The organism is Gilliamella sp. N-G2, assembly GCF_002142215.1.
Lineage (GTDB): Bacteria > Pseudomonadota > Gammaproteobacteria > Enterobacterales > Orbaceae > Gilliamella.
On the sequence record NZ_NAST01000012.1, the window covers coordinates 43,760 to 60,396 of the forward strand.

A 16,637-nucleotide genomic window follows, 5' to 3' on the forward strand; every position below is an offset into this window, starting at 1 on the left:
CATGTGTAGCTTAATCAATATAAAGTAATTAGGCATTTCACAAGCTCTAATAAAAAGTATAAAATGTAGCACTATTTAATTTGTAGAAAAATTAATTCAACCATAAAGATAACATCATGCAAAAGTTTAATGTCAAAACCTTCCAAGGTTTAATACTTACGTTACAAGATTACTGGGCTAATCAGGGTTGTACAGTGATTCAGCCATTAGATATGGAAGTCGGTGCTGGTACTTCTCATCCAATGACCTGTCTACGAGCACTTGGTCCGGAACCAATTAATGCAGCTTATGTTCAACCATCTCGCCGCCCAACTGATGGTCGTTATGGTGAAAACCCAAATAGGTTACAGCATTATTATCAATTTCAAGTTATCTTAAAACCATCACCAGATAACATCCAAGAACTCTATCTAGGATCTTTAAAAGAACTTGGTCTTGATCCAACTATCAACGATATTCGTTTTGTAGAAGATAACTGGGAAAACCCAACATTAGGTGCATGGGGATTAGGTTGGGAAGTATGGCTAAATGGCATGGAAGTGACGCAATTTACCTATTTCCAACAAGTCGGTGGGCTTGAATGTAAACCAGTCACCGGTGAAATTACCTATGGATTAGAACGACTAGCAATGTATATCCAAGGTGTAGATAGTGTTTACGACTTAGTTTGGAGCGATGGAGCATTTGGTAAAACTACTTATGGTGATGTTTTTCATCAAAATGAAGTCGAACAATCAACCTATAATTTCGAATACGCTAATATTGATTTCTTATTTTATTGTTTTGAACAACATGAAAAAGAAGCAAAATTATTACTTGAATTAGAAAAACCACTACCGTTACCAGCTTACGAACGTATTTTGAAAGCAGCTCACTGTTTTAATTTATTAGATGCTCGTAAAGCAATTTCGGTAACCGAACGCCAACGTTATATATTGCGAATCAGAACACTAACCAAAATGGTGGCTGAAGCATATTACGCATCTCGTGAAGCACTAGGATTTCCAATGTGCCAAAATTCAAGTTCTAAAACAAATGCAGCAAAGTAGGAGTTGATATATTATGCAAAAAACATTTTTAGTGGAAATCGGTACTGAAGAGTTACCACCAAAATCACTCCGTACTTTAGCTGAAAGCTTTGCAGCTAATTTTATTGAACAACTTGATAATGCTAATTTAGAACATGGTGAAGTACTTTGGTATGCATCACCACGCCGTTTAGCATTAAAAGTTTTGAATTTAAATGATACTCAACCAGATAGCAAAATTGTTAAACGGGGACCAGCAGTAAGTGCAGCATTTGATGCAAATGGTAGTCCGACAAAAGCAGCAGAAGGTTGGGCTCGTGGTTGTGGGATTGATATATCACAAGCAGAACGAATTCAAACCGATAAAGGCGAATGGCTATCTTATACTCACAATCAAAAAGGTCAACCTGTTGTCAATTTACTTTGTGATATGGTTAAAAATGCCTTAAATAAATTGCCGATTCCTAAACCGATGCGCTGGGCAGCTCGTCAAGTTGAATTTATTCGACCTAGTCATACAGTCACTATGTTATATGGCGATGAACTAGTACCAGGTATCATTTTAGATATTGAATCAAACCGAATCATTCGTGGTCACCGCTTTATGGGCGAGCAACAATTTACTATTGATAATGCTGACCAATATCCAGAAATTCTTGAGCAACGCGGAAAAGTCGTCGCTGACTATGACAAGCGAAAATCAATCATTAAACAGCAAGCTGAAGAAGCAGCAGCTAAACTTAATGGTAAAGCAGACTTAACCGAAAGCTTACTTGAAGAAGTTTCATCATTAGTTGAATGGCCAGTGGTATTGACTGCTAAATTTGAAGAAAGATTTTTAGAGGTTCCAGCTGAATCATTGGTATATACCATGAAAGGCGATCAAAAATATTTTCCTGTTTATGACAAACAAGGAAAATTGTTACCAAATTTCATTTTTGTTGCCAATATTGAGTCCAAAGATCCGCAAGTTGTTATTTCTGGGAATGAAAAAGTCGTTCGTCCACGTTTAGCAGATGCTGAATTCTTTTATAAAACAGACTTGAAGCAAAGCTTAGAAGAGCGTCTTCCTCGCCTTGAAACCGTTTTGTTCCAACAACAACTAGGTACAGTTAAAGATAAAGCACTCCGTATTGAAGCCTTATCTGGTTTTATTGCTGAAAAAACTGGAGCTAATGTTGAACAAGCCAAACGAGCAGGAAAATTAACTAAATGTGATTTAGTCACCAATACTGTATTTGAATTTCCTGAAACTCAAGGCATTATGGGACGATACTTAGCGATTAAAGATGGTGAAAGTATCGAAGTTGCCACAGCTATTGAAGAACAATATAAACCTCGTTTTTCAGGTGATGAACTGCCAAGTACTGCTGTTTCTAGTGCAGTTTCAATTGCTGAAAAAATGGATACATTAGCCGGTATTTTTGGTATTGACCAACACCCGAAAGGTGATAAAGACCCATTTGCACTTCGCCGTGCGGCAATTGGTATATTACGTATCATTGTTGAAAAAAGCTTACCTATTGAATTAGTTGAGCTAACAACTTTTGCCGCATCATTATATGGTAATAAGTTAACCAATAAAAATGTCGTTGAAGACATTGTCAATTTTATGCAAGGTCGATTCCGAGCATGGTATCAAGAAAAAGGATTTTCTATAGATACCATTCAGGCTGTTTTGGCAATTAATCCAACCAAGCCTGCAGATTTTGATACTCGCGTTAATGCGGTAACACATTTTAGAACATTACCTGAAGCTTCTTCGTTAGCCGAAGCAAATAAACGCGTATCAAATATTTTGTCTAAAACCGAACACGCTATCCCTGAAAATATCAATGCTTCACTGCTTGAGGTAGGTGCAGAAGGCAATCTAGCCATGCAAATAGCAATATTGACAGACAAGTTAGCACCTTACTTTTCTGAAGGTCGTTATCAAGACGCTTTAATTGAATTAGCATCACTTAAAGCACCGATTGATACCTTTTTTGAAAAAGTAATGGTTATGGTTGATGATGAAAAAATTAAACTAAACCGATTGGCTCTTTTAAAGAAATTACAAAATTTGTTTTTGAAAGTTGCCGATATTTCTTTACTGCAATCATAATTATTTAATTAAATTTTACACTGTGGAAATAGTCATATAACCACCAATAAGGAATAACGATGAACTCACAAAATAATTTATCTTTTTCTGTTACTTTTGAACAAACTGTTGACTTTATTCGAAATCGAATTTTATTAATAGCAATTGTAAGTATTATTCTTGCATTATTCAGTACTATTATTTCAAACTTAGTATTTAATCCAAATCTTATAATTAATCAACTTTATTATATTCAGAGCCCAACTCAAGTATTTACCTATTTGATAAGACCTTTAATCTTACTATATATTTTATGCATAATTTGTATCTCAATTACACTAGCTATTCTTTATAATTTATCGATTAATGATAAACTCAATCCAAGTTTAATCTTGCCAAGATTATTACCTATTGCTCTAAATATATTAGGTTATACAATCATTTATTCTATAATATTAATTGCTCTATTTATTTTATTTTCATTGATAATGTTTATTTTAAGTTTCGTATTATCGGAAAGAGTACGATTGCTTACAACAATACTATTTCTTATTGCAGCTGCATTGATTTACTTTTCTCTTTTTTACTATTTCCTTGCTTCAACAATACAACCAAGTACAAAAACATTTTTACAAAGATTCATTGATAGTCACAAATTCATATTTTCAAATTGGCAATCACCTATTTTAATAGTATTAATCAGTGGACTCATTAATATAGTACTTAATTGGTTTAGTGCATTACTCGGTAATAATATTATTGTAGGTGTAATTTTCTCAACATTATCTACGATTATTAGTTTCTTTGTATTTAGTTTTTTCTATCGCTTATACACTGTAAAAAATAATATTGAATTACCAAAATTAGATGAGAACGATCAACAAAACCAACAAATAATTTCTTAATCTATTTCAATCATGGATAATTTCTATTAATCAAAAAATAATAGGGATTATCCGACATTTAATTCTCACATGTTATATATATTGTAGGGTTAATATTATGACTCCAGCCATTGAATTACTTAAAAAAAATAAGATTAAATTCAATATTCATCAATATCAACACGATACTAATCAGATCCATTATGGTCAAGAAGCTGCAAATAAATTGGGATTAGAACTAAATATTGTTTCAGGTCAAATATTCAAAACATTAATTCTAAGCTTAAATGGTGACAATAAAACATTAGCCGTTTGTGTATTACCAGTTGATTGCATATTGGATCTTAAGCTAGTTGCTAAAGTTCTTAATTGTAAAAAAGTAGAGTTAACCAATCCAAATCTAGCACAAAAAAGGACCGGTTATATAGTTGGAGGTATAAGTCCTTTAGGCCAAAAACAACCATTACCTACACTTATTGATGATAGTGCAGAACAATATGCAACCATTCTTGTCTCAGGTGGTAAAAGAGGATTAGAAATAGAAATATCACCACAGGATTTAGCTACTCAATTAAAGGCTAAATTTGCTAAATTAACAGTTTAATGATTGATAACGGAAAAAATTCATTAAAAAATAAACATATAAAATCATTGAATAATTTTATTATTCTAAAAAAATAAAGCCATAACATTTTATGTTATGGCTTTATCAAATTCACTAACAAAAACAAAAAAATTTATTTGATTGCTTCTTTTAAACTTTTGCCAGAAACAAACGCAGGTACTTTGCTTGCTGCAATTTTAATTTCTTTACCAGTTTTTGGATTACGGCCAGTACGAGCTTTACGAGAATTAACTTTAAATGTACCAAAACCAACTAATTGAACTGGTTCACCAGATTTTAGTGATTCAGTGATAGCAGCAAGAGTTGCTTCTAAGGCTGTTTTCGCGGCAACTTTAGTAATATCTGCTTTACTAGCGATAGCATCTACGAGTTCTGTTTTATTCATGGAGATATCCTTACATATTTATTTTATTGTTAAAGTTAACATTATAAGCAAATTTAATAATCTAATTTTGCTTCTGTAAACATCATTCAGATTACATTGCCATTAAATGTAGTCTATATTTGCTCAATGTTAAAGAAAAATTTAATAAAATTTAAAAAAATCACTCAACAAACCATTTAATCGCTTAAAAAAACACCAATATTGCTAATTTTTGCTGACCGAATGTCCATTTTTAGGCCGCGAATCAAATCATTGCTTTCATTATTTTCATCAGTTAATAATCGATATATTTCCCATTGCAAATCAAATTCTTCAATTACACAAGGTAAAGATGATTGTTCCTCTTCCGCCAGTTCAATATTATCTTTGGTCATTTCAAATTCCGCCACAGTAGTTGCGGAGATACTGCTAACTCTGGCTGTATGTTCCACTATTTCGCCACTGATAAAAGAGTGTAAAATCTCACTAAGTGCCTGACAAGCATCAATAGCAGGGTAAACCATATATGGGCTATCATCATTGACGATTGGAATTAGTGATTCTAGTTTCTCGAGTTGTAAGTCAAAATTGATTTTTACATTTTCAACTAACAATGATTCCCAAATGAGATCAAGAATTTTTTTATATCCAACAGCTGACAGTTCTTCATGTTGCAAATTGCAATAGTAAATAAAGTTTGGATACATTCGTTCACATAAACAAACCATAAACAAACGCTGCTTCCAGACTGGCAACTTTGCTAGCCTTAATTGAACTGGATTTTTAATCATGAATGAAACCTTTTTGACTGTTTGTGTACTGCATCAACTAAATATTGCACATGCTCAATCGGAATATCTTGGTGAATACCGTGACCTAAATTAAAAATATGACCATTATAGTGACCAAATTCCGCTAAAACTGATTCTACGTTAGACGCAATAGTTTCTTGATTGGCATATAATATTGCCGGATCTAAATTACCTTGTATAGAAATATTACCTTTTTGGTCGATTTGATTCAAATCAACTGTCCAATCTACACCGATTGCATCACCCCCTGAGTTAGAAATCGCATCAAGCCATAAACCACCACCTTTGGTAAATAGCGTCACAGGAATATAAGAGGTAATATTCTGGCTTTTCTTACCACGTTTTAGTTGCGATATAATTAATTGCATATAGTGCAAAGAAAAACTACGATAACTTTGGTGACTAAGTGCTCCTCCCCAGGTATCAAAGATCATAATTGATTGCGCGCCAGCCGCTATTTGAGCATTTAAATACAGTGCCACACTGTTAGCTAATTTTTCTAATAGTAAATGTAGTGCTTTAGGTTCGCAATAAAGCATTTTCTTTATTTTAGTGAATGTCCTACTGCTGCCACCTTCAACCATATATGTAGCTAACGTCCACGGGCTACCAGAGAAGCCAATCAATGGGACTTTACCATCTAACTCTTGCTTCGTTAAGCGAATAGCATTCATGACGTAGGTCAGCGATTGCTCTGGATCTGGTACTGGCAATTGGGTTATATCATTTAAACAAGAAATTTTTTTTTTAAATTTCGGCCCTTCGCCTGTTTCAAAATATAAACCAAGCCCCATTGCATCAGGAATAGTTAAAATATCGGAAAAAATAATAGCGGCATCAAGGTTAAAGCGTTGTAATGGTTGTAACGTCGCTTCACAGGCCAGTTCTGGAGTTTGGCACATGGTCATGAAATCACCCGCTTTAGCTCTAAGTTGTCGATATTCAGGTAAGTATCGACCGGCTTGGCGCATCATCCAAATTGGCGTGTAATCTACAGGTAAACATTGTAAAGCTCGTAAATAACGGTCGTTTTTCAATTGGTTCATTTTTTTAGCTCTATAAATAGTAATAGAAGGTAAATTACATAGAACAATATACTATGATCAGATAAAAATAGTTAATCTGACTTTTATTTGCGTTCTTGGTGTTGTGACAATATGCGTTGTGCGTACCGAATCAATGTTTCGGAAATATTTTGCATCACGCTACTTTCAGGCGCAAAACGATGCCAATAAAGCATTCGTCTTTGGAATAAACCTTCGGTTAAATTAACCAATTCACCATTTTTTAACTCTTGCTCGACTTGTAGCATCGGAATCATACAGCAAGCAGAACCTTGTTTAGCTAATTGAACAAAAGCTTCAGATGAACTGGTTATATGGCAAATCACACTACCAGGAGTAAGATTAAAGTTCTCTTGCAAGAAAGCTTGATGCATGTCATCCAAATGGTCAAATGCTACCGCTGGAGCTTTTAACAGCGATGAACGGGTTACGCCATTAGGGAAGTATTTTTTGGCAAATTCCGGAGAAGCAACAAAAATATAGTCCAATGCACCCAATAAATCCGATAAACAACCTGGTAATGGATTAGGTTGAATACTAATAGCCGCAACCACCGTTCCTAAACGCAGTAGTTCTAAAGTATGCTCTTCATCTTTAACTTGAATATCAAAACGTAAAATATTTTTATCTAATACCGGTTTTAGAGCAGGTAAAAACCATGTCGCTAAAGAGTCTGCATTAATGGCGATGGATAATGATAGTGGTGTCGTATTTTGTTCATTGTCGCCTAACCATTGTTGTTCCAACAATTCTACTTGATGCAATAATCCTAAAAGATGCTCCCCTTGTTTAGTTGCTTTTGGGGGAATCGTTCTAACTAAGAGTTGCTGACCAAAAAAGCTTTCCAATTGCTTAATACGTTGCGAAACCGCTGGTTGTGTTATACACAATTTATCGGCTGCTCGTTCAAATCCTCGTTCTTTTATCACTGCATCTAATGCTTGTAATGCTCTATAATCTGGACGCTTCATAATCTCTTTACTAATGACTTAATCTACGCTTGGTCATTCAAGCTACTTTAATTTTGCAAAAAAATTCAAATCGTTTTAAAACTTTATAGATTTTCTAAAATTACTAATGATTTTTGCTTTCTAATTGTTTACTATGCCATATCTTAAATAATTTTGCTTTTAAAATTTTATTTTTTTTATCGAAATTGGATTTACACACGGTGATATCATGACACAAGATGAACTAAAAAAAGCAGTAGGTTGGTCTGCGCTAAAATTTGTTAAACCTGATTCATTAGTCGGCGTAGGCACAGGATCTACCGCAGCACACTTCATTGATGCCTTAGCTACAATGAAAGATCAGATAAAAGGAACTGTCTCTAGTTCAGAAGCCTCAACCCAAAAATTGAAAAGCTATGGCATACCAGTATTAGACTGCAATCAAGTAGATAGCTTGGATATTTATGTCGATGGCGCCGACGAAATTAACCATCATATGCAAATGATTAAGGGCGGAGGTGCAGCATTAACCAGAGAAAAAATTGTATCGGCTCTGGCAAAACAGTTTATCTGTATCGTTGATGAATCCAAAATGGTAAATGTGCTCGGCAAATTCCCACTACCTGTAGAAGTGATTCCAATGGCGCGCTCTTATGTTGCTCGTGAATTATTCAAACTTGGTGGCAAACCTATCTATCGGCAAGGTGTGGTTACCGACAATGGTAATGTCATTTTAGATGTTCATGACCTTATCATTGCTAAACCAATGGAATTAGAAGATCGAATTAATAGTATACCCGGTGTGGTCACAGTGGGATTATTTGCCAATAAAGGAGCGGATATCGCCTTAGTCGGTACCAGTTCTGGCGTAAAAGAAGTAACAAAAAAATAGATTGCAGTTTTAATTTTGCATCATAAATTGATTTAAATATTAAAAAATAGAGAGGAAGAGATGGTTGTTCAAGCGTTAACTAAAGATGAAAATAAGTTTCTATTACTTGAAGGTGTTCACCCTAGTGCGATTGAAACACTTAAATCGGCAGGCTTTAACAACATCGAATATCATAAAGGTGCACTATCGCGATCCGAACTCGAAGCGGCATTAAAAGATGCTAGATTTATTGGTATTCGTTCAAGAACACATTTGACCAAAGATATCATTGATGCCGCTCCAAAACTAGCGGGAATTGGCTGTTTCTGTATTGGTACTAATCAAGTTGAACTTGATGCAGCGACAGTTAAAGGAATTCCTGTATTCAATGCACCATTTTCCAATACTCGTTCTGTTGCTGAACTAGTGTTAGCCGAAGCCATCTTATTACTTCGTCGTGTGCCAGAAGCTAATGCCAAAGCTCACCAAGGTAAGTGGAACAAATTAGCTACAGGCTCTCATGAAGCACGAGGCAAAAATTTAGGTATCATTGGTTATGGGCATATTGGTAGTCAATTAAGTGTATTGGCTGAATCATTAGGCATGAATGTTTATTTTTATGATATCGAAACCAAATTACCTTTAGGTAATGCTAAACAAATTTCAACTATGAAAGAATTACTTGCTATGAGTGATATTGTCAGCATGCATGTTCCTGAAAATTCAACCACCATAAAGATGATTGGTAAATCAGAAATCGACATGATGAAATCAGGTTCAATATTGATAAATGCCTCTCGCGGTAGTGTGATTGATATCGAGGCCTTAACTCAAGCACTAGAAAACAATAAACTTAGTGGTGCAGCAATTGATGTTTTCCCTAGTGAACCGGCAACCAATAGTGACCCATTCGAATCACCACTGTGTAAATTCGATAATGTGATTATTACTCCACATATTGGTGGTTCAACTAGTGAAGCCCAAGAAAACATTGGTATTGAAGTTGCAACTAAATTAGCAAAATATTCAGACACAGGGGCAACCCTTTCGGCGGTTAATTTTCCGGAAGCATCCTTACCGATTCCGGCGAAAGGCTCTAGTCGCTTTATCAATATTCACCACAATCAACCCGGCGTATTGACGGCAATAAATACACTATTTGCGGAACAAGGTTTAAATATTTCAGCTCAGTATTTACAAACTGATGCTAAAATTGGTTATGTAGTTATTGATATTGATAGAGTAGAACAAAATAAAGCGGAAGAGTTACTGGTGAAATTAAAAAATGTAGACGGTACAATTCGAGCAAGATTGTTGTTTTAGTTTAACCTAATACGTTCGGACGATTATAATAACTTCCGAGCGTATAATAATACGTTCAGAAATTATTCAAACGTTTTAAAGGGTTTGTTAATATCAAAACAATTTTATAATATTACTATAATTTATGATAAAGTATCTAACTTATGGCCAATTTTGAGTATAAAAAAATACATCCCTCAACTTTTTTAGATTTTAAAAATACCTACTTATCTAATGGTTTTACTTTTATTACTTTGATACCTTTTTCAATTAATGCATCATAATATTTATCATCTAATTTATCGTCTGTGATAATGGTATTAACTGATTCTATATCACAAACCACATTCGGGCTACGTCGTCCAAATTTGGTTGAATCAACCAGTAAAATTAATTTGGCGGCGGCTTTACTCATTGCCACACTCCCATGATAACTTTCATTGAATGTGGTAACACCACCAATAACATCAACACCATCAGCCCCCATAAATAATTTATCAAAAGTATAAGATTCAAAAGCTGCAATTGCTGATGCATGATTACTATGAAACGAGGCTGATTTACGTCGAAAAGTACCACCGGTTAAAATGATAGTTTGATCGTTATCATTTGCCACGAGTTCATTAACCATATGTAAACTATTTGTCATAATAGTTAAATTATTAAATTGAGCTAGCATGGGAATCATCTGGGCAACAGTACTGCCAGCATCGAAAATAATCGAATCACCTTCATGAATCAATTTAGCGGCCTCTTGTGCAATCGCTTTTTTAGAAGCGGTATTTATGTAGGTTTTATGGTCTATAGCTCTGTCACCGATTTCTCGATTCAACATTGCTCCACCATAAGTTCGTAAAACTAAACCGCCCTCATTAAGTTGAGTTAGATCTTTCCTTATAGTGGTTCCAGTAGTCCGAAAATGTGCGACTAATTCATCAACACTAACTTGTCCATGAGTTTGTAGATATTCTAAAATTGCAGTTTGTCGTTGTTTAACTTTCATTCCGAGATTCCATTATTTTCATAGTAAATAAGATCATTTACATTGCAAGATAGTATAATTCAATATAAAAGAAAATACTTTTCAAAATAAAAGTTGATTACTATTTACTCGCAGTTAGTGCTACCGATAACGCACTTTGCGATGCTGGATCGTTGGGAAATATCGTTTCAGGTATAATTTCTTTAGCATTAAAACCTTGTAATTGAAGGATAGGTTTAGGTAATGCAAATACTGTAATACCTTTCATTCTTACCGAATCAATTACATTCTGGTTTTCATCCAAAGAAATAGCAATTAAAACTCTTGGCTTAAACCATTTGGTTTGGCTACGTCCAACACCTAAATATCGCCCCTTTTTCATTGCTAAAAAGGCTAAGTTAAATCGGCGAATTTGCAACCAACTAAAAACGATTTGAACACACCATGCTATAAGAGCAAAAATAATTAAAGCTGTCGTCATATTCATGGTTGTCTCCATTGATCATTAATGCTAAATAAAGAATGCGAAAGTGTTAATTAACACTACCGCATTTTATTTTAATTAGAACATTACTTGTCCACCAGTAATATTAATTGATTGCCCTGTGCAATAAGATGCTTTATCACTTGCATAAAATAGTAATACATTAAGCACATCTTGATAATCACAACCACGTTTAAGAGGCACTTTATCAATATAAACTTGCTCAACTTCACTTTCTGGAATACCTAATTTTTTAGCGTATTGAGGAATTAAGGATTGGAACATTGGCGATTTTAATAAATTACCTAGCATTAATGAATTTACGGTAATACCATAATCAGCAAGATCAAGAGCCAATGATTGAGTTAAACCTACGCCACCAAATTTAGCTGCACTATAACCAGAATTATGTTTACTACCTACTTTACCAGATTTTGAATTTATTTGAATAATTCGACCAGCTATTTTATGTTTTAGCATTAATTTAGCAAACTCACGGGCACATAAAAAATAACCAGTAAGATTAACATTCACAGATAATTGGAAATCGCTTAAGGTAAAGTTTGTAATAGGAGCAGCTTTAGCAACTCCCGCACTATAAACCATTAAATCAGCACGATTAAATGTACTATCAACGTTTTGAGCAAGTTTGATCACACTCGCTTCATTTGTTGCATCAACACCAAACCCTTTAGCCGTACCATTTCCATGTTTTTGATTGATAGCTTCTGCCACTTTATTTGCATTATCAATATTTAGATCAGCAACTACTACTCGATAACCAGCATCAGCAATACCTTTACATAAAAACTCACCTAAAGTTTGACCTCCACCTACAATAACTGCAACTTTTTTCATTCTTTGCTCCTTAATTAGTTAAAATTTTAATTTCATCACCTACAAAAAGTTGATTTGGAATATCACCTTTTACATGGATGGTTCCAGGTAATTCTGCTTGATTACTGCCATCGAACTTTAACGTGATATGCCCCAATTCACGAAAATTAGTATTAGCAACATCACCTACGGATGTAATTTGATAAGCATGTTTGCCAATTTGAAAAACTTGACCTGATTGTATGTCCTGTTTTAAATCATCATGACTATGTACAAAACAGTAATCAGCTAAGTCTGATGGTGCACCATTTTTAAATAGTATTAGCATGCCATCAGCTAACGCATCTGGAGCAAACTGACCAATTTGATTAATTTTTGATTGATAGATAACATTCGACATCGTTAACCTTCTCTAATTTTTTAGTTAAGGCGAAAGTCTAAGTTCCGCCATTTGCTAAAGAGGAATGATATTCATTCCAAGACACTTAAATATGATTTATTGATAGATAAATAATGACACAGCCCAAGCAATTAATACGGTTGGTGCTCCAGTTAAAAATCGACTTACTAAAACTGAAGGAACACCTACACGAACAGTATCTTGTTTCGCTTCCGCAAGTGATAGACCAACAGGGATAAAGTCACATGCAGCTTGAGCATTTATTGCAAATAATGCTGGTAATGCTAAATGAGGAGGAATATTACCTAACCCAATTTGAACACCAACTAATGTACCAATAACTTGTGCAATGACAGCACCAGGCCCTAAGAACGGTGAAAGTAATGGGAAAGAACAGATTAGTGCTAATATCACTAAACCAAGTGGATTATCAGCTAAAGGAACTAATCCATGAGCAATAAAGTCACCTAATCCTGATGCAATTATGATCCCGATCAAGGCAGACACAAAGGCCATGAAAGGTAAAATTGTTTTAAGAACCGTATCAATGGTATCTCGACCAGCTTGGAAGAAAACTGCTACACCAGATCCCATACCGATACCAATTTTGGCTAATAAGCCATCACTTTGTTCAGTGATTTTTTTGCTACTATCATAATCTTTAAATTCTGATACCTTAGCATTTTGTTGAGGATTTACAGCTTCACTTACAACCTCGCCTTCTTTTTCAATCAATTTGATATTATTTGATTTGACCGCTGAAACATAAATATCTTCAACAATATATTGAGCAAGTGGTCCTGATTTACCCGTTGCATGGATATTGATAGTTGGAATTCGATTTTTGGGATAAATACCACAACGAAGTGTTCCGCCACAGTCAATCACTGCGACACCAATTTCCTCTTTGGGTGGTTCTCCTTCTTTAAAACCGTCAATTGCCTCCCAACCAGTTAATTTAACTAAGGTATCTACTATTGCGGGTCTAGTACCTGCCGCAATATAAACAATTTTTTTACCTGCAACAATTGGAAGTTCTAATGGTCCGCCCCAACCTGCTTCACCTTTTTCAATACGAATATATTTAGCCATTTTATTTTCCTTATATCGTGATAGATGAATTGTTATAAGTGAACTTTTCTATCTAATTTAATTCCCATTTTTCTTTCGAAAATGGCAGTACAAAAGTCAGTAATCCACCCCCTAAAGAAGTTAGTAACTAAACCGACAAGGAAATAGCTAACAGCTAATGGACCTAATGGTAGATTTAAGGTAGTTAACCCAGCAGCAACCCCTAAGTAAACAAAAAGTTCGCCTGGATTTACGTGTGGAAATAAACCATTCATTGAGTGGCAGCTATAAGAAGATGCTGCATAATAGCTTGGTTTATAAAACTCTGGCATAAATCGACCTAAGCTTAGCGTCATCGGATTACAAAATACAAATGTACCAATTAAAGGAAGGAATAAATAACGCGAAACTGGGTTACCCGCACAAGCTTGTGCTAAACGTTCAATACGGTCTTGTCCAATAAATTTGATAACCGCATTCATAACAACTAATAATGAAATTAATAAAGGTAAAATGGAGGTGACCATCCCGACTAACACTTTACCACCTTCTTGGAATAAACCGATAAACCATTCGGCTCCAAATGCAATTGTATCAATCATATTTTCTCCTATTGAGTTAAAATGCAAAAAAATATTAACAATTATGAAATTAAAAAAACTTTAACTAGATCACAATTTGAAATATTTTCTTTTAATTTGAAAGAAAATATTTGAAGCAATGCAAAAATAATTAAATTAACCATTCATAGATTGTTGATATAGCAGTAATAGTTAAAAATAGCTCATTTTGATTGGACTTTAATAAAGAGTTGGCGTAAGTTGTTATCATGTAGTTATTTTATTTTTCAACTTAAAGGAGAATCTAATATGACTAAAACAAAAAATACAGCTTCTGCAAAAAAACTACAACAATCAGCTATTTTATTCCCAACTGATTTAGGTGAAAAGGCATCAAAAGATATTTCTGGTGCGATGAATTCTGTATTGGCCGATGTTTTCGCTTTATATTTAAAAACTAAGAACTTTCATTGGCATGTAAGTGGCCCTCATTTTCGTGACTATCATTTAATGTTAGATGAACATGGTGATGAATTATTTGCAATGACCGATCCAATTGCCGAACGTGTACGTAAATTAGGTGGTACAACTCTACGTTCTATTGGTCATATTTCAAAGTTACAAAGTATTTCTGACAATGATGCTGATTTTGTTGAGCCATCAGATATGATAGCGGAACTATGCCAAGATAATATTAAACTAACCACTCGTATGCGTGTAGCTCATGATATTTGTGATAAATATAATGACTCAGCAACGGCAAGTTTAATTGAAGAATGGATAGACCAAACGGAAAAACGCGCTTGGTTCTTATTCGAAACAAGCCGAAAATTAGACTCTTCAGGTCACTAAAAGTTTTGTGATAATAATTGATCATTTTAACTAAGAGACACATTTTTGTGTCTCTTTCTCTTCTCATTATGGAGAATTACAAATGAGTAAAAAAATTACCGTACTTGTTGGTAGTTTACGCAAGGATTCCTACAATTTAAAAGTGGCCAAAGTGTTTCAACAGATTGCACCAGCATCACTCTCACTCAATATTATTGAAATTGGTGATTTACCTTTTTATAACGAAGATATTGATATTGATACGCCACCACCATCTTATAATCGCTTTCGCCAAGCTATTGCTAGTTGTGAAGGTGTGATTTTTGTTACGCCGGAATATAATCGTGGATTACCGGCTGTTATTAAAAATGCACTTGACGTAGGTTCGCGTCCTTATGGTAAAAGTGTTTGGTCAAAAAAACCAGCGGCTGTAGTTTCAGTATCACAAGGAGCTATTGGTGGTTTCGGTGCCAATCACCAGTTACGACAATCATTGGTTTTTCTTGATATGCCAACTTTACAACAACCGGAAGCTTATGTCGGTAATATCACTGCCGCTTTTGATGAACATGGTAATATTAATGAAAAAACTCAGTCATTTCTTGCATTAATTATTGATAGTTATGCTAAATGGGTTGAAAAGCTAAGTTAATAGATTTATTTTAATATCCACAACCAATATAATTGATTGTGGATATTATTAAATTTATTTAAAAGAACATGCCGAACTTCTATCCTTCTAATGAACAAGATTTGTTAAATCGTGCCAAATTAGCTGCTGGTTATAACTTTGCTGAGATAGCTCAATTTGTCAATATTCCTATTCCTGCTAACCTTAACAAACAAAAAGGCTGGGTAGGCAATCTTATTGAAACTTATCTAGGTGCGAATGCAGGTAGCAAAGCAGAGCGCGATTTTGCCGATTTAGGTATCGAATTAAAAACTATTCCAATCAATAAACGAGGTAAACCATTAGAAACAACCTTTGTTAGTGTTATTCCCTTAATGGAAAATCATGGTGTAATTTGGGAAACCAGTCATGTTAAATACAAACTCAGCAAAGTGCTTTGGATCCCAATTGAAGGGGAAAGAAGTATTCCTTTAGCCGAAAGAAAGGTTGGACACCCCATACTGTGGACACCAACTTTTAAACAAGAACAACAACTTAGACAAGATTGGCAAGAATTGATGGATATGATTGCGCTTGGTCAAGTTGAAAAGATTACAGCACGCTATGGTACGTATTTACAAATCCGACCTAAAGCAGCCAATGGAAAAGCATTAACTGAAGCGATTGGTGAAAATGGTGAGATTATTTTAACTCGTCCAAGGGGATTTTACCTTAAAAAGTCATTTACATTACAGATTCTACAAAATTCCAATTTTAATTAAGAATAAATAACCATCACACCTTAATTTTTTTAGCCTTACAAAATACTCCTTTTTTCGTTAAAAAAAAACCTTTTCTTTTATTTTGCAAGAATAATCA

The 16,637-nt window shown here is 34.4% G+C and carries 19 protein-coding genes; 9 read left to right on the top strand and 10 right to left on the bottom strand.

Going from position 1 to position 16,637, the window contains the following annotated elements:
* Positions 1-116: 116 nt before the first annotated feature.
* The 4 genes from glyQ (at position 117) to ybaK (ending at position 4,599) form a co-directional block, all read left to right on the top strand.
* Positions 117-1,049, top strand: a complete 933-nt coding sequence (gene glyQ / locus B6C99_RS07145; protein ID WP_065613767.1) for a glycine--tRNA ligase subunit alpha — start codon at positions 117-119, stop codon at positions 1,047-1,049.
* Positions 1,050-1,059: 10 nt separating this feature from the next.
* Positions 1,060-3,132 carry a glycine--tRNA ligase subunit beta gene (glyS, locus tag B6C99_RS07150; RefSeq protein WP_086359215.1) on the top strand — a complete coding sequence of 691 codons (2,073 nt, stop codon included), beginning with the start codon at positions 1,060-1,062 and terminating at the stop codon, positions 3,130-3,132.
* A gap of 59 nt (positions 3,133-3,191) precedes the next feature.
* The gene (locus tag B6C99_RS07155) at positions 3,192-4,016 is read left to right on the top strand and encodes a hypothetical protein (protein WP_086359216.1); all 825 of its coding nucleotides are present in this window, start codon (positions 3,192-3,194) and stop codon (positions 4,014-4,016) included.
* A 97-nt stretch (positions 4,017-4,113) separates the two neighbouring features.
* Entirely contained in the window at positions 4,114-4,599 is a 486-nt protein-coding gene (gene ybaK / locus B6C99_RS07160; protein ID WP_086359217.1) for a Cys-tRNA(Pro) deacylase, read from the top strand.
* Positions 4,600-4,732: 133 nt separating this feature from the next.
* Here the strand turns inward: ybaK and B6C99_RS07165 are convergent, their stop codons facing one another.
* The 4 genes from B6C99_RS07165 to B6C99_RS07180 form a co-directional block, all read right to left on the bottom strand.
* Positions 4,733-5,005 carry an HU family DNA-binding protein gene (locus B6C99_RS07165; RefSeq protein WP_086359218.1) on the bottom strand — a complete coding sequence of 91 codons (273 nt, stop codon included), beginning with the start codon at positions 5,003-5,005 and terminating at the stop codon, positions 4,733-4,735.
* 176 nt (positions 5,006-5,181) lie between these two features.
* Entirely contained in the window at positions 5,182-5,775 is a 594-nt protein-coding gene (locus B6C99_RS07170) for a YjaG family protein (protein ID WP_086359219.1), read from the bottom strand.
* On the bottom strand, positions 5,772-6,842 hold the full coding sequence (hemE, locus tag B6C99_RS07175; protein WP_086359220.1) for a uroporphyrinogen decarboxylase: 1,071 nt from the start codon (positions 6,840-6,842) through the stop codon (positions 5,772-5,774). Before hemE ends, B6C99_RS07170 begins: the two co-directional genes overlap by 4 nt.
* A gap of 83 nt (positions 6,843-6,925) precedes the next feature.
* Positions 6,926-7,831, bottom strand: coding sequence for a LysR family transcriptional regulator ArgP (locus B6C99_RS07180; RefSeq protein WP_034883838.1), 906 nt, complete (start codon positions 7,829-7,831; stop codon positions 6,926-6,928).
* Between the two features lie 208 nt (positions 7,832-8,039).
* Here B6C99_RS07180 and rpiA point away from each other — a divergent pair, with 208 nt between their 5' ends.
* Together rpiA and serA are read left to right on the top strand one after the other, a co-directional pair.
* On the top strand, positions 8,040-8,702 hold the full coding sequence (gene rpiA, locus B6C99_RS07185) for a ribose-5-phosphate isomerase RpiA (protein ID WP_086359221.1): 663 nt from the start codon (positions 8,040-8,042) through the stop codon (positions 8,700-8,702).
* A gap of 60 nt (positions 8,703-8,762) precedes the next feature.
* The gene (gene serA, locus B6C99_RS07190) at positions 8,763-10,004 is read left to right on the top strand and encodes a phosphoglycerate dehydrogenase (protein ID WP_086359222.1); all 1,242 of its coding nucleotides are present in this window, start codon (positions 8,763-8,765) and stop codon (positions 10,002-10,004) included.
* 202 nt (positions 10,005-10,206) lie between these two features.
* Here the strand turns inward: serA and B6C99_RS07195 are convergent, their stop codons facing one another.
* From B6C99_RS07195 to srlA, 6 genes are all read right to left on the bottom strand, one after another.
* Positions 10,207-10,986 (bottom strand): DNA-binding transcriptional repressor, encoded by a 780-nt coding sequence (locus B6C99_RS07195; RefSeq protein ID WP_086359223.1) that lies wholly within the window; start codon positions 10,984-10,986, stop codon positions 10,207-10,209.
* 100 nt (positions 10,987-11,086) lie between these two features.
* Positions 11,087-11,452, bottom strand: a complete 366-nt coding sequence (locus B6C99_RS07200; protein WP_216819415.1) for a transcriptional regulator GutM — start codon at positions 11,450-11,452, stop codon at positions 11,087-11,089.
* Positions 11,453-11,527: 75 nt separating this feature from the next.
* The gene (srlD, locus tag B6C99_RS07205; RefSeq protein ID WP_086359224.1) at positions 11,528-12,307 is read right to left on the bottom strand and encodes a sorbitol-6-phosphate dehydrogenase; all 780 of its coding nucleotides are present in this window, start codon (positions 12,305-12,307) and stop codon (positions 11,528-11,530) included.
* 10 nt (positions 12,308-12,317) lie between these two features.
* A complete protein-coding gene (srlB, locus tag B6C99_RS07210; protein ID WP_086359225.1) occupies positions 12,318-12,686 on the bottom strand; it encodes a PTS glucitol/sorbitol transporter subunit IIA in 369 nt (122 codons plus the stop codon).
* Between the two features lie 96 nt (positions 12,687-12,782).
* The gene (locus B6C99_RS07215) at positions 12,783-13,778 is read right to left on the bottom strand and encodes a PTS glucitol/sorbitol transporter subunit IIB (protein ID WP_086359226.1); all 996 of its coding nucleotides are present in this window, start codon (positions 13,776-13,778) and stop codon (positions 12,783-12,785) included.
* A 32-nt stretch (positions 13,779-13,810) separates the two neighbouring features.
* Entirely contained in the window at positions 13,811-14,359 is a 549-nt protein-coding gene (gene srlA / locus B6C99_RS07220) for a glucitol/sorbitol-specific PTS transporter subunit IIC (protein WP_086359227.1), read from the bottom strand.
* Positions 14,360-14,626: 267 nt separating this feature from the next.
* Here srlA and B6C99_RS07225 point away from each other — a divergent pair, with 267 nt between their 5' ends.
* The 3 genes from B6C99_RS07225 (at position 14,627) to mutH (ending at position 16,540) form a co-directional block, all read left to right on the top strand.
* Complete coding sequence (locus B6C99_RS07225) at positions 14,627-15,169, top strand: Dps family protein (protein ID WP_086359228.1); 543 nt, start codon at positions 14,627-14,629, stop codon at positions 15,167-15,169.
* Between the two features lie 82 nt (positions 15,170-15,251).
* The gene (locus tag B6C99_RS07230) at positions 15,252-15,800 is read left to right on the top strand and encodes an NADPH-dependent FMN reductase (protein WP_086359229.1); all 549 of its coding nucleotides are present in this window, start codon (positions 15,252-15,254) and stop codon (positions 15,798-15,800) included.
* Between the two features lie 68 nt (positions 15,801-15,868).
* Complete coding sequence (gene mutH / locus B6C99_RS07235) at positions 15,869-16,540, top strand: DNA mismatch repair endonuclease MutH (protein ID WP_086359230.1); 672 nt, start codon at positions 15,869-15,871, stop codon at positions 16,538-16,540.
* The last annotated feature ends 97 nt before the right edge of the window (positions 16,541-16,637 follow it).

Coding starts and splice junctions, on each gene's coding strand:
- glyQ (WP_065613767.1), top strand. CDS start 117: ATGCAAAAGTTTAATGTCAAAACCTTCCAAGGTTTAATACTTACGTTA.
- B6C99_RS07155 (WP_086359216.1), top strand. CDS start 3,192: ATGAACTCACAAAATAATTTATCTTTTTCTGTTACTTTTGAACAAACT.
- ybaK (WP_086359217.1), top strand. CDS start 4,114: ATGACTCCAGCCATTGAATTACTTAAAAAAAATAAGATTAAATTCAAT.
- B6C99_RS07165 (WP_086359218.1), bottom strand. CDS start 5,005: ATGAATAAAACAGAACTCGTAGATGCTATCGCTAGTAAAGCAGATATT.
- B6C99_RS07170 (WP_086359219.1), bottom strand. CDS start 5,775: ATGATTAAAAATCCAGTTCAATTAAGGCTAGCAAAGTTGCCAGTCTGG.
- hemE (WP_086359220.1), bottom strand. CDS start 6,842: ATGAACCAATTGAAAAACGACCGTTATTTACGAGCTTTACAATGTTTA.
- B6C99_RS07180 (WP_034883838.1), bottom strand. CDS start 7,831: ATGAAGCGTCCAGATTATAGAGCATTACAAGCATTAGATGCAGTGATA.
- rpiA (WP_086359221.1), top strand. CDS start 8,040: ATGACACAAGATGAACTAAAAAAAGCAGTAGGTTGGTCTGCGCTAAAA.
- serA (WP_086359222.1), top strand. CDS start 8,763: ATGGTTGTTCAAGCGTTAACTAAAGATGAAAATAAGTTTCTATTACTT.
- B6C99_RS07195 (WP_086359223.1), bottom strand. CDS start 10,986: ATGAAAGTTAAACAACGACAAACTGCAATTTTAGAATATCTACAAACT.
- B6C99_RS07200 (WP_216819415.1), bottom strand. CDS start 11,452: ATGAATATGACGACAGCTTTAATTATTTTTGCTCTTATAGCATGGTGT.
- srlD (WP_086359224.1), bottom strand. CDS start 12,307: ATGAAAAAAGTTGCAGTTATTGTAGGTGGAGGTCAAACTTTAGGTGAG.
- srlB (WP_086359225.1), bottom strand. CDS start 12,686: ATGTCGAATGTTATCTATCAATCAAAAATTAATCAAATTGGTCAGTTT.
- B6C99_RS07215 (WP_086359226.1), bottom strand. CDS start 13,778: ATGGCTAAATATATTCGTATTGAAAAAGGTGAAGCAGGTTGGGGCGGA.
- srlA (WP_086359227.1), bottom strand. CDS start 14,359: ATGATTGATACAATTGCATTTGGAGCCGAATGGTTTATCGGTTTATTC.
- B6C99_RS07225 (WP_086359228.1), top strand. CDS start 14,627: ATGACTAAAACAAAAAATACAGCTTCTGCAAAAAAACTACAACAATCA.
- B6C99_RS07230 (WP_086359229.1), top strand. CDS start 15,252: ATGAGTAAAAAAATTACCGTACTTGTTGGTAGTTTACGCAAGGATTCC.
- mutH (WP_086359230.1), top strand. CDS start 15,869: ATGCCGAACTTCTATCCTTCTAATGAACAAGATTTGTTAAATCGTGCC.